16 protein-coding genes, 1 tRNA gene, 1 pseudogene and 1 other annotated feature are annotated in these 12,201 nt (G+C 33.2%); of the genes and pseudogenes, 10 read left to right on the top strand and 8 right to left on the bottom strand.

Annotated elements, in window-relative coordinates; genetic code table 11:
• Positions 1-219: 219 nt before the first annotated feature.
• The 5 genes and pseudogenes from LDM90_RS04405 to LDM90_RS04385 all read right to left on the bottom strand — a co-directional run.
• Positions 220-357: pseudogene (locus tag LDM90_RS04405) on the bottom strand (site-specific integrase); the annotation flags it as partial.
• Between the two features lie 112 nt (positions 358-469).
• Positions 470-1,300 carry a hypothetical protein gene (locus LDM90_RS04400; protein WP_223896483.1) on the bottom strand — a complete coding sequence of 277 codons (831 nt, stop codon included), beginning with the start codon at positions 1,298-1,300 and terminating at the stop codon, positions 470-472.
• A gap of 166 nt (positions 1,301-1,466) precedes the next feature.
• A complete protein-coding gene (locus LDM90_RS04395) occupies positions 1,467-1,634 on the bottom strand; it encodes a S24 family peptidase (protein ID WP_223896484.1) in 168 nt (55 codons plus the stop codon).
• 252 nt (positions 1,635-1,886) lie between these two features.
• Positions 1,887-1,976 (bottom strand) — tRNA-Ser (locus LDM90_RS04390).
• A gap of 143 nt (positions 1,977-2,119) precedes the next feature.
• Positions 2,120-2,488: a MerR family transcriptional regulator gene (locus tag LDM90_RS04385; RefSeq protein WP_198211947.1), complete on the bottom strand. Its 369-nt coding sequence runs from the start codon at positions 2,486-2,488 to the stop codon at positions 2,120-2,122.
• Between the two features lie 157 nt (positions 2,489-2,645).
• Between LDM90_RS04385 and LDM90_RS04380 the strand changes: the two genes are divergently transcribed.
• The 5 genes from LDM90_RS04380 to pnuC all read left to right on the top strand — a co-directional run bounded on the left by LDM90_RS04380 (position 2,646) and on the right by pnuC (position 6,447).
• Positions 2,646-3,053 (top strand): carboxymuconolactone decarboxylase family protein, encoded by a 408-nt coding sequence (locus LDM90_RS04380; protein ID WP_223896486.1) that lies wholly within the window; start codon positions 2,646-2,648, stop codon positions 3,051-3,053.
• A gap of 142 nt (positions 3,054-3,195) precedes the next feature.
• Entirely contained in the window at positions 3,196-3,903 is a 708-nt protein-coding gene (locus LDM90_RS04375) for an AzlC family ABC transporter permease (RefSeq protein WP_223896487.1), read from the top strand.
• A complete protein-coding gene (locus LDM90_RS04370) occupies positions 3,890-4,216 on the top strand; it encodes an AzlD domain-containing protein (protein ID WP_198179105.1) in 327 nt (108 codons plus the stop codon). Before LDM90_RS04375 ends, LDM90_RS04370 begins: the two co-directional genes overlap by 14 nt.
• 214 nt (positions 4,217-4,430) lie before the next feature.
• Positions 4,431-5,594: a cation:proton antiporter gene (locus LDM90_RS04365; RefSeq protein ID WP_223896488.1), complete on the top strand. Its 1,164-nt coding sequence runs from the start codon at positions 4,431-4,433 to the stop codon at positions 5,592-5,594.
• Positions 5,595-5,733: 139 nt separating this feature from the next.
• A complete protein-coding gene (pnuC, locus tag LDM90_RS04360) occupies positions 5,734-6,447 on the top strand; it encodes a nicotinamide riboside transporter PnuC (protein WP_223896493.1) in 714 nt (237 codons plus the stop codon).
• A gap of 31 nt (positions 6,448-6,478) precedes the next feature.
• Here the strand turns inward: pnuC and LDM90_RS04355 are convergent, their stop codons facing one another.
• Positions 6,479-6,787 carry a TipAS antibiotic-recognition domain-containing protein gene (locus LDM90_RS04355; RefSeq protein ID WP_198211938.1) on the bottom strand — a complete coding sequence of 103 codons (309 nt, stop codon included), beginning with the start codon at positions 6,785-6,787 and terminating at the stop codon, positions 6,479-6,481.
• Positions 6,788-6,965: 178 nt separating this feature from the next.
• Between LDM90_RS04355 and LDM90_RS04350 the strand changes: the two genes are divergently transcribed.
• The 5 genes from LDM90_RS04350 (at position 6,966) to LDM90_RS04330 (ending at position 10,646) form a co-directional block, all read left to right on the top strand.
• Positions 6,966-7,475 carry a dihydrofolate reductase gene (locus LDM90_RS04350; RefSeq protein ID WP_223896494.1) on the top strand — a complete coding sequence of 170 codons (510 nt, stop codon included), beginning with the start codon at positions 6,966-6,968 and terminating at the stop codon, positions 7,473-7,475.
• A 1-nt stretch (position 7,476) separates the two neighbouring features.
• Positions 7,477-7,665 (top strand): hypothetical protein, encoded by a 189-nt coding sequence (locus tag LDM90_RS04345; protein ID WP_223896496.1) that lies wholly within the window; start codon positions 7,477-7,479, stop codon positions 7,663-7,665.
• A 58-nt stretch (positions 7,666-7,723) separates the two neighbouring features.
• Positions 7,724-7,963: a binding site (T-box leader), on the top strand.
• Positions 7,964-8,008: 45 nt separating this feature from the next.
• Complete coding sequence (locus LDM90_RS04340; protein ID WP_198211933.1) at positions 8,009-8,860, top strand: MetQ/NlpA family ABC transporter substrate-binding protein; 852 nt, start codon at positions 8,009-8,011, stop codon at positions 8,858-8,860.
• Between the two features lie 27 nt (positions 8,861-8,887).
• Positions 8,888-9,952: a methionine ABC transporter ATP-binding protein gene (locus LDM90_RS04335; protein WP_223896498.1), complete on the top strand. Its 1,065-nt coding sequence runs from the start codon at positions 8,888-8,890 to the stop codon at positions 9,950-9,952.
• On the top strand, positions 9,945-10,646 hold the full coding sequence (locus tag LDM90_RS04330; RefSeq protein ID WP_223896499.1) for a methionine ABC transporter permease: 702 nt from the start codon (positions 9,945-9,947) through the stop codon (positions 10,644-10,646). Before LDM90_RS04335 ends, LDM90_RS04330 begins: the two co-directional genes overlap by 8 nt.
• Before the next feature lie 66 nt (positions 10,647-10,712).
• Here LDM90_RS04330 and hbs read toward each other — a convergent pair whose 3' ends face one another.
• Together hbs and LDM90_RS04320 are read right to left on the bottom strand one after the other, a co-directional pair.
• Entirely contained in the window at positions 10,713-10,994 is a 282-nt protein-coding gene (hbs, locus tag LDM90_RS04325; protein WP_034979630.1) for a non-specific DNA-binding protein Hbs, read from the bottom strand.
• A gap of 161 nt (positions 10,995-11,155) precedes the next feature.
• The gene (locus tag LDM90_RS04320; RefSeq protein WP_223896501.1) at positions 11,156-12,016 is read right to left on the bottom strand and encodes a glycosyltransferase family 8 protein; all 861 of its coding nucleotides are present in this window, start codon (positions 12,014-12,016) and stop codon (positions 11,156-11,158) included.
• Positions 12,017-12,201 lie beyond the last annotated feature (185 nt).

Raw genomic sequence — 12,201 nt, 5'->3', positions numbered from 1 at the left:
TTTCAATTTTATCTTGTTTAGATAATTTAGACATAAAAATAACCCCCAAATTTGTCCTAAATTTGGGGGTCATATCAGTAATATACTCAATGCCTTTTTGTAAAACAAAAAATATATAAGATTATTTTCACAGTAATGATAAAAGAAGGATGCAGTTTATTTTTATAAAAATAATAGAAAATTAAAGTTAGCAATTAATTTTAAAGTTGGCGAACATTTTTATATGCTATTGACGATTTTTTCGATATTATCATCTTGCTGTGTTTTATATTCATCAAGTATATAGGCATAAGTTTTTGCAGTTATTGTCATGTTTGAATTCCCTAAACGTTTTGAAATGGCATATAAATCAATTCCTATACTGCTATAATGGAGAATGCAAAAGGGCATAACCTTGTTGTATTTGTGTTACTTCTAAGAAATCTAAATTCGAACAGTGATCTCTTAGAAGTTTTTAGCTTTTTAAGACTTATTTTTTACTTAAGCCAATCAATTCTAGAGTAGACAATATAACTTCTCCAGCAGTTAAATCAGCCGTTACTTTGCTGACTTGGCCTCTTTTAGCATCTTTGCCTAATATTTCGTTCAAGTCATCATCAGACCCATCTTCTGATATCAAGTTACCGCTGCCTTTTATTGGCCGTATGACATATTTTCCGGGTTTAATATCAAGTCCTACTAGCCATATACCGGCACTTATTTTTGTTTTATAAGTGTATTTATCTGGTGTTGGCGTGAAGCTTGTAGACTCTATTCGGTCTAACTTAATCTTGTCGTTGTTTATTAAGTTAGTAGTAAAAGAAGTTACTTGATTATTATTAACATCGTTTCCTAAAATAGCGTCAATATTGAAATCGCTGTTAGATAAAATCCCACTGCCCTTAACAGCTCTAATAACGTATCTACCCGGCTTGATATCTTTGCCGACCTTATACTTACCAGCACCTAAAGTAACTGCTTTAGCTGTGTTCTTCACTGGCATAAGTTTGAAAACCTTTTTGGAAGTATAAGCAGAAAGCTTTTTACTCTTTTTTATAGGTGATGGTTTTTTTGAATGATGTGAGGTAGCCTTGTATGTTTCATCATGACTCTCGGCTTTATTTGAAGTTGATACAAAGAAACCACAAATTAAAATTAGTATCAGTCCCAATAACCACAAACGTTTCACTAATGGCTCATTTGATGAATTTTTACTTGGTGTTAATGCTTCTTTATAATCTCTTCTATTTTTTGATTTTCTGTCACTAATAATCATGTAAATAACAAATACTATTAGTGCAGTTATCCATAATAATTTCATTTGCTTTCTCCCATTATATTTTTAACAATACAATTATAATTTACCATTTTTATAAACGTCTTAAAAGAATAAATTCGCATATATTTTTAAATGCTATTGAACATCATATTCTACGTGGACAACTTTATCTAAAATTTTTTCCGACGTATCTTTGTCTTGAAACAATCTAATCATAGTCATTATTTTCAGGAATTAAGATAACTTTATTTCCAACAATCTTTACATGTTTAATCGTAGTCTCATCATCTATTAAAACAGCTGTCAAATCAGCATTCTCAAAAGATGATTTTCTTACAAACGTTATTAATGATCCATCTGGAATTAGAGGCTGCATGGAATTGCCTCAGCAATATAGCATAAACAGCTTATCAGAAGGCACATGGTCAAAAGTTAGGTCATGGTATCCTACAGCATTTTGCTCGGCAAAAATAGTTCAAAAAATTTTAAGCCATGAAATTTCAAAACTTAAAATAATAAAAAAAAGTTAAAAAACTACTCTTTATTAGTTTTATGCCGTGCGAATGCCTTGCAGGAGCAAAATAAAAGCTTGTAATAGTTGATATTACAAGCTTTTTAACTTAATTTAAGGAGAGTACAGGATTTGAACCTGCGCGCCAAGGAAAAACTTGGTTCGCCGGATTTCGAGTCCGGTGCATTACCACTCTGCCAACTCTCCATAACGAATAACATTATACCTTAACTGAAATTTTTTTCAACTTGCCATTTTCTTCTAAATTGAACAAGTGCGTGTTTGTTGTGTATTTGCTTAATGTAATATCAGAAAAAGCAATTAAATCAGTTACACACTAGATAGCAATATTATTCTTTTAAATCACCGATTGTCTTGAGATAGGTTTTGATTTTTTGTTCTACAAACTTGATATTATCGTCAATTTTCTTTTCCTGTTCATGTAAATTATCAAGCTGCTTAAACAGTAAAACAAGTCTGTCAGGTATAGTTTGGTCACCCTCATAGCGTAATTTGGTGTATTTTTGCATTTCTTTAATACTCATACCAGTCTTTTTTAAGCGGGAAATGAAACTAATCCATGCTACATCTTTTTCAGTATAAATGCGACGATTATTTTCATCACGATTTGGGAAAAGTAATCTTTGCTTTTCATAATAACGCAGTGTGTCAATTGAAAAGCCACTGAGTTTCGAAAATTGACCAATTGAATACTTCATTGTAGTTCCTTTCTAAAAAATTCCAGCAAAGTAAATGATACATCGTCATATTTTACCACTACCAAAAAATTTTGAAATAGTAGTTGACATGGACTATACTCCAGCAACTATTCTATAAACCGTTAAAAAAGTTTACAAAACAAAAAGGAGAAAAACTATGAAAAATGATGAACGTTATCAAAAGGGTTTAGTAAATTTAGAAAAAGTTGATCAAGAGGGCGGCAAATCAGTTATTGATTCACTAGCTGGTTTATCTGAAGATGTAGGGCGCTACATTATTGAATTTGCATTTGGTGACGTATACGATCGTGGTGTCCTGGATCTAAAGCAAAGGGAAATGATTACCATTACAACTTTGCTGACACAAGGAGACACTGAACCGCAACTGAATGTTCATATCAATGGCGCTTTAAATGTGGGTTTAACACCAGAAGAAATAATTGAGACATTTATTCAAACTATTCCTTATGTGGGTTTTCCGAAAGTGCTAAACGCGATTAATGTTGCTAAGAAAGTTTTCAAGGACCGAGGGATCGATTTCACAAAGACATCTAAAAGTGAATAATGTCATGCTTAAACTAGTTGCTTGTAATAGGTAAACTAGTTTTTTAATCTAATATTTTTAACAAGGAGAGGACTTGGTTTTCAATAAACCAAGTCCAGCTTACAAAAATTTAAGTTAAAATTTTTTATTAAAGAAGTGTTATATGAAAAGTTCATTATCTAAACGTGCAGCCGTGACTGACACAATTCCAACTGTTTTCGGGTATTTAGGAATTGCGACAGCTTTTGGTGTAGTCGGCCGTGCGACTGGCTTTTCGACTATTACCGTAATTTTAATGTCGATCATAATCTATGCCGGATCAGCAGAATTTACAGCTGTTAGTATGTTGGCAGCAGGTAGTCCGATTATTTCAATTATCTTTGCTACATTTATGGTCAATTCAAGGATGATTTTGATGAGTACGACCGTTGCACCCTATTTCAAAAAAGACAGCTTGGACAAAGGTGTTTTAATTGGCACACTTCTAACTGATGAAAGCTTTGCTTTAGCGATGAATAAAATTAATTATACTAAAGGCAAAATGAGTTTTAGCTGGTTCAATACCGAAAATATGATTTCATATAAAACTTGGATATTTGCCACAGCGATTGGCGCCATACTGGGCAACTTTATTAAAGATCCAAAACAATTAGGACTCGATTTTGCAAATGTGGCAATGTTTATTGGTTTGTTATATTTGCAGGTAAACAATGATAAGTCTTTAAATAAGCTGTTACAAGTAATAGTAATTTTGTTGACATTGGTGTTGACTTACATTTTAACAATGATTTTGCCAGCTAGTCTAGTTATTATTGCTGTAACAATTATTGGATGTACATTGGGGATGGTAATAAAAGGTGTCTTCTTCTAATTATATATATTTAACAATTATCGGTTGTGGAGTTGCAACTTGGCTTTCACGGGTTTTGCCCTTTTTTCTATTAAAAAAATTCTCATTACCGCAAATAGTGGTTGATTTTTTATCTTTTGTGCCAATTGTTATAATGTCTACTATGTGGTTTACTAACTTATTCGTAGCTCAACCAGGCCAATTACCAAAAGTTGATATTGAATATTTAATCGCGTCAATACCAACTTTGATAGCAGCCATTACCAGCAAGTCACTTTTAGTGATTGTGATAGTTGGAATAGTTTCATTAGCTCTATTAAGGTTCATTTTGTAAAGCTGCTAGTTGATTTACGTTTCTAAAAGTTTATCTTAAGAGAATTGTGAGTTATACTGGTAAAAGTTGTTAATTCATAACTATTAATCAAATTTGTTATTAAAAATAATATAAATATTTTGGTTGGAGTGAAAGACTTTCAAGAATTGTTCTCAGGTTTGGGTTGCCTGAGCAATTTTGAAGGTCTTTTTTGCTATAGAAGGCGGGAATGTAAATGAAATTTTTAGGAATGCTAGTTGTTATTTTGTTTGCTACCTTAATAGGCGGACAATTCAGTGCAGGGTTAAAATTACCAGCCGTTGTCGGTGAATTACTAGCTGGGATAATAATAGGGCCAGCTGTTTTTAATTTGGTACATCCTAGCGGAATCATCAAAGTTCTCTCAGACATCGGTGTGATTTTTTTGATGTTTTTGGCAGGTCTGGACAGTGATATTAAAACACTAAAAAAGCTTTTACGTCCTAGTGTATTAGTTGCTGCCTTTGGTATGATAGTCCCAATCGTTACCGCCTATGCGACAGGTATTTTCTTTAATTTTTCACAGGTTGAAAGTTTATTTTTAGGATTAACTTTTTCTGCAACTTCTGTTTCAATTTCGGTAGCCGTTTTGCAAGAAATGGGACGCCTAAAAGGAAAAGAGGGCATGACAATTTTGGGAGCAGCAGTAGCAGATGACCTGTTGTCAATATTACTTTTGAGCATTGTTAGTGGACTAACAGGTGTTTCTGAGCAAGGCTCAAGTATGGAAAAAAACTTTATTGTGAGCCTATTTATTCAGGCAGCTTTTCTTATATTATTAGTTTTTCTTAGCGTTTATGTCATACCTTGGTTAATCGGTTTAAGTCAGCGTCTGACATTGCCTGTTCCAGAAACTTTGGTGGCAATGATTATTGTATTACTGTCTTCTTGGGGAGCTGAGAAAGTGGGACTTAGTAATGTGATTGGTGCTTTTTTTGCCGGCTTGGCTCTGAATCGTACCTCAGCACAGAAAACGCTCAAGAAAAATTTTACCGTGATTGGCTACAGCAGCTTTATTCCTGTCTTTTTTGTCAGTATTGGTTTAGATATATGCATTCAGGGAATATTACACGACTATATTTTATTTATAGTTTTAGTAACTGGCGGTGTTTTTTCAAAATTGGTTGGCACAGTTTTGGGAGCAAAAATTGCGGGTTTTAGCAATTCATGTTCTTTGTTAGTTGGGAACGGAATGGTTTCGCGTGGTGAAATGGCACTCGTTGTCGCACAAATAGGTTTGACTAATCATTTGCTAGCGCCAGCAGTGTATTCAATTGTGATAGGAGCAATTATCATGACAACTGTAATTTCACCCTTTTTACTAAAATTGTCAATAATAAAAATGGATAAAGATAAATAAGGCAAAAACAGACAGTTAACATCGCACATATTCATCGATTTGAACTACTAGTTAAATTTCTTAAGGTAAACTAAAAGTTATGTTAGTATTAAAAACATGTTTTTTTAACTTAGATTCAAGTAGAAGGTAGGAATGTCTGATGAAATTTCAGCCAAAAGCTGATATTTTTAAATTAAACTGGTACATTAATCAAATTCGTGGTTGGAGTTTTAAAACATATCTCTTATTAATGCTGGGGATTGGTATTATCATTGGGACAACTGTTGCGTCCCCAATTGATCAAATTTCATTAATGACAATGGTTGCTGCAATTTTAGGTTTCACTTGTACTCTTGCTATCACCAATGCCAGGCAAATAAATGGCATTTTAGGTTTGACTTCAGCTGCAATTTACATTATTGTTTCCGTTTATGCCCAAAATTATGCCAATGTAATTTTACAAGTCATATATATTTTTATTTTGGATTTACCCGTATTGCTGTTGCCATCGTGGACTAAAAATGCTGAAAAACATGTTCAAGGTTTAAGCATGTCTAAATGGTTTATGACACTGCTATTTTTTGGGATCATTCTATTTTCACTTTATTTCATGGATACAAAAATTTTCATTAGTCCAAGACCTTTGATCGATGCAATGGCTGGTGCTATTGGGATTACGGGTTCACTGCTGTGTACATTACATTTTCGCGAGCAATACTATTTTTGGACTATCCAAGGAATACTTTCAATTATTTTATGGGGTGTTACCGCGTTTCAAGGGGATGCTAATCTAACTCTATTTTTAACATATATTTTGTATTTAACTAATGATTTACTAGCATTTACCGATAAGCATCTTAGCTGGTTTCACTAACAAAAAAGAAGTCTTTCTCAAAAGACTTCTTTTATTTGTCTAAATGTTTTTTAACAATTCTGCTTAATATCTTGGTTGCACCTTTGCCAGCCTTATCATCATAATAAGATTGATAGCGAGTATCATTATCGTAGGCATTGACTATTCCTAAATGGATTTTGCTGGAATAATTAGGCATAATAATTCGCAGCCAGTTTTGATGCTTTGTAAAAACATCATCACTCAAGTCGGCTTCTTTAGAGGGATCTTTAACAATTGCTTGTAAATCTCGTACTAGATCCGCTTCAGTTTGCTTCATTTTATTATATTTTGCTTCAGTAAATTGACTTTTTTCCGCCATGACTTCCTCCTGTAATTTGTTAAGATACTTAAATAACTATAGCAATATTATCCTGAAAAATCATGTCTAAATTTCTTCGTGGGAAAAAGCTAAATTTAAAAAGTCACAATTGGTAAAGTGGGGCAAAAGACAAGAAATCTCATAAATAAAGCGCTATAATTAAGGCAGAGGAGAACTAATGATTACTTTTGTTTGGGCAGAAGATGAAAAACACCAAATTGGTATAGATGGACATTTACCTTGGAAACTGCCTGCCGACTTACATCATTTTAAAAAAATAACATATGGACATCCCATTGTCATGGGGCGAAGAACTTTTATGAGCTTGCCTCATATTCTACTTGGTCGCAAGCATATTGTTTTAACAACTAGTCAGGAATTGAAAAATAAATTTCATGCTGATCAAAGAGTTTTAATAATACCTACGATCAGTGAATTACAAAGTTGGATTGATAGACACAAAAATCTGGAAATTTGTGTTATTGGTGGTAACTCGGTTTTTGATGCCTTGAAAAATCAGGTAGATTGTTTAGAAAAAACTGAGATAAAAGCCACTTTTACAGCTGATGTGATAATGACAAAACTTAATTATAACGATTTTAAGCTAGTAAAAAGGGAATTTCAGCAGCCTGACAATTTAAATTTGTATTCCTATGAATTTTTAACTTATATGAGAAAGGAGAAGTAACATGAAACGAGTTATTACTTCAACCGTCGTTTTGATAATTTGTATATTAACTTTGATTAGCAGTTTTTTACTTGCAGAAAACTTAAATCATAATTATTGGTGGCAGGTAATTGGTATGGCCATTGTAACTTTTGATGTGGGACAATATTTTTTTAAAATAATAAAATCATATCAAGCAACTAAAAAATAATTTATTTTTGGTTGACAGGAAAATTTTTAGATGTTAAATTAATAAAGAATTAAATAATTAATACATCTTGAAAAGCAGAGTAGCTATTATTTTTACTAATAAAGAGAGCTGACGTTTGGTGAGAGTCAGTTAGTAAGGTGTAGTGAACATGGGCTTGAAACGATGACTGCTAGTGATATTTAGCTAGTGGCGGAGTTGCATCCGTTAACATTGCAAGCTATTGTTAGATAGCTGTTGAGGTTTATTACGTGAGTAATAAGCAAATTAAAGGTGGTAACGCGAAGCACTCGTCCTTAGTTTAGGATGAGTGCTTTTTTTATTGAAAAATTGGGAGGTTTTTCTAATGACTAAAAAAAGTCGCAATATATTTATTGGAGTAATTGCAGCCATTGCAATTATTGCAATTGCCTGGTTTAGCTTTGGCAAAAAAGGGGATAGCAATCAAAAGAACCATGTTGTTACTGTAGGTATAGTTAGTGAGTCAAAACCAAAAGAGGTTATTTGGGATCACGCTGCGGCCTTGGCCAAGAAAAAATATGGTATTACGATTAAAATCAAGAATTTCACTGATTACAATCAACCAAATAAAGCAGTAAAAAGTGGTGACATCGACTTAAATGCTTTCCAACATTATGCCTTTCTTAACGCTTGGAATAAAGCCAACCATGGTGGATTAGTGGCTATTGGACGAACTGACATAAATCCAATTAGGCTATATTCAAAGAAATATCATAAATTAGGTGAACTGCCAAAAGGTGCTACAATTGCTGTTCCAAATGACGCAAGTAATGAATCTCGTTCCTTACTCGTTTTGAAAAATGCCGGTTTAATTTCATTACGCAAGGGTAAAGTTCTTATGACCGTTGCAGATATTGTGAAGAATCCAAAAAACATCAAAGTTAAGGAAATTAGCGCAGATCAATGTGGACGTATAATCAATTCTGTAGATGCAGCGGTTATTAATAATGACTTTGCTCGTCCTGCTGGTTTGGGCGAAAAACAGACAATCTTTGTTGAGCCAGTTAATAAGGACTCTTATCAATGGATAAATATAATTGTAGCTAAAAAAGGTCAGGCAAAGAACAAGGACTACCAGGCAGTAGTCAAATGTTATCAAACCGCTGAAACTAAACGGATACAAAAGAAATATTATGGAAATATGACTAGAAGTGCTTGGGACATTAAATTGAAGTAAAAATTTTAATGATCGGAGAAGATTGTAATGGGTATTATTGATTTTGAACACGTTAGTGTAGATTTTCCTGATAAAAAAGGCAAAATTGTGCAAGCAGTTCATGATGTTAGTCTAACTGTAGAAAAAGGTGATATTTTCGGAGTTGTAGGCTTTTCCGGAGCAGGTAAGTCTACCTTGGTCAGAACAGTCAACCTTTTACAAAAACCAACAGCTGGTAATATTAAAGTTAACGGAACCGATTTTGTCAAAGATGGCAAACAGGTAATAGCTAACAAAGATTTACAACTAGCTCGCAGAAAAATTGGCATGATTTTTCAAAATTTTAATTTATTAAATGAAATAAGCGTGGTTGACAACGTGTCCTTTGCCCTGAAACATTCTGGATTAAAAGAAAAAGAAATTAAGAAAAAATCATTAAAATTATTAGATTTAGTGGATTTAAGAGATAAAGCAAACTTTTATCCAGTGCAGCTTTCCGGAGGTCAGCAACAAAGAGTTGCTATTGCCAGAGCTTTAGCGAATGAACCAGATATTTTGATTTCAGATGAGGCTACTAGTGCACTTGATCCCCAAAATACTCTTCAAATTCTGACATTGCTCAAAAAGCTCCAAAAAGATCTTAACTTAACTATTGTCTTGATAACCCATGAAATGGCGGCTATTAAGAAAGTTTGTAATAAAGTTGCCTTAATGCAGTCTGGACAAATTGTTGAAAAAGGAAGTTTAAGGGATGTTGTGCTACATCCTAAAAATGATTTGACCAAGAGTTTCGTGGGTGGCTCTTTGGAAGTAATCAGCACTTTGAAATCTCTTAATATTGATAAGCTTGACAACGATAATGAGGCCATTTATCAACTTGTATATAGCATGGCTAATGTCACCAAAACAATTGTTGTTGATTTATACCGTGAAGTAGGAGTTGAAGCCAGCATGTTATATGGCAATGTTGAATTGCTTGATGATGAGCCAATTGGTACTTTACTTGTTCAAGTCAAAGGAGATAAGACAAAACAGCAGGAGACAGTTGCTTATTTAAGAAAAGAAAAAGTTGCTGTCACTCGTTTAAACGAAAAGGGGGATCTATATGAGTAGTTGGTTTAGCAAAGCTTTTCCCAATGTTGTGCAATTAGGCTGGCTAGGAGACACTGGCTGGGGTACCAGCATTATTCAAACTCTGTATATGACTTTTTGGGCCGGAATTTTTGGCGGCATTTTGGGAATGGTTTTTGGTATCGTTTTAGTCCTAACAAAGAGTGACGGCATCAGGCCTAATAAATTTTGGTTTAACCTTTGTGATAAAATTGTTTCAATTTTTCGTGCTATTCCATTTGTTATTTTATTAGCTTTTATTTCACCTCTTACTCAATTAATTGTTCATACGCAGATTGGTATTAAGGCAATGCTAGTACCTTTAACTCTGGGCGTACTACCCTTTTATGCTCGCCAAGTTCAAGTAGCTTTAGAAAGTGTAGATTACGGTAAAATAGAAGCTGCACAAAGTTTAGGTGCTACAATCTGGGATATCGTATTTAACGTTTATTTAAATGAAGCTAGATCTGAACTTGCTCGTGTTACTACAGTAACAGTTATTAGTTTAATTGGATTAACTGCAATGGCAGGAGCGATTGGTGCTGGTGGTCTAGGAAATACGGCGATTTCTTATGGCTATAATCGGTCCGACAATGACGTTACTCTTATTGCGACAGTTTTAGTTATTATTTTAATATTTATTGTTCAAGTTATTGGTGATTTTTTTGCCAACAGATTGAATCATCAAAATCGCTAAAAATTTTAAAACAAAATAAAAACAACGAGTTAAAACTCGTTGTTTTTTTCGTATTTAATTGTAGAATTACTTAACTGCATCCTTCAATGCTTTACCAGGCTTGAATGCAGGTACTTTTGTTGCAGGAATGGTTAAAGTTTTACCAGTTTGTGGGTTTCTGCCTTTTCTAGCTGCACGATTACGTACTTCAAAAGAACCAAAACCTATGATTTGAACTTTTTCGCCTTTAGCCAAGTTATCCTTAATTGATTCGATTAAAGCATCGATAACTTTTTCTGCATCCTTTTGTTTAAGATCTGTCTTTGCTGAAACTTCTTTAGTAAGTTCAGACTTGTTAATTGAAGCCATAATTCTTCTCTTTTCTATAAAAAATATTACACATTCAATGCTATTAAATAGTTTGCATTTTTTCTATACTAATCCACCTAAAGCATTGTGTCGCTTGATATTCGGCAACTTTTATTATTTTAGCACATATATAGCAAGCTTCAACAGTAAAAAGCTAAATGTTACGTTAATTTTTGCTGTTTTAACAAGCGGTTGACCATTTGCAAATAATTAAGATAGAGTGGCTTAAACCGAGAATGTTTCTCCTTTTGCCAAGGCTTTGGTTTACCGCAAAAGTGTAAAATTGAGGTGTTTTTCATGACCCACTCGGTATTGATTTCGCCTGTGCTCCTTGTTAAGTAAACTGAGAAAGCTCTGGCATCGTAATTCCAGCGGGTTTCTGGAATTTTTAAAATATTTTCGCCATATAAGTAATTGAGAATATCTTGATCTGGCAAAATTAAAGTATCATGATGCTCTTCAATTGCCTGAGTAATTTCTTCGATTTTAATTTTTGTACGCATTTGATCTAAATCCATTAACATTATTCCAGAGTTAAAGTAGCCGGTTGATGTGCCCAGCCTGATATTATTAATTGAACTCATAATATCTGTTAACCCTTCATGAACTGAAGCTGCAAACATTTTTCCTTTAAGGTCTAACTCCCATAAAGGAACTATTGAATTAATAACTAATATGTCAGGATCAAGATAAATAATACGATGTAAATCAGGTGGCAAAATTTTACTTGAAAGTAATCTGAAATACATTTCTTTCGGATAATCATGCAAGTTGAGTAATGAATCAGGAAATTTAATATTCTTATTCATAGTTAAGGTGGATACTTTAATTCCTATTTTTAGCCCAAATTTTTTTAATTTATTCAGAGCGTGCAGGTTGATGTTATCGTAAATTAGCCAGACATGAAACTCTTCAGTTATATTGTTAAGCCTAAGGGAATACATCATAACTTCGAGTGGTTTGATATAGTTTTGGTCAATAGTGACTAATATTTCAATTGGTTCTTTTTGCGACTTTTTCATGAATTTCTTCCTTTAATAACATTATTATGTTTTCACTATTTCTTAGTATAAAGCAAAAGTATGTAACGTACCTCATAATATAAGCTATGAAAATGATATATCACAAATCAAAGACGTAAATTAATTGTTTCGATTTTGTAAAAGAAATTATTTATTCAAAGTAGTAGAATGTATATAAATAAGTT

Origin of the sequence: Lactobacillus huangpiensis (genome assembly GCF_019972815.1) — a bacterium.
GTDB classification, from domain to species: Bacteria; Bacillota; Bacilli; order Lactobacillales; family Lactobacillaceae; genus Lactobacillus; species Lactobacillus huangpiensis.
The sequence above is the reverse complement of the archived record's forward strand: the minus strand, read 5'-3'. Positions and strand labels throughout refer to the sequence as shown.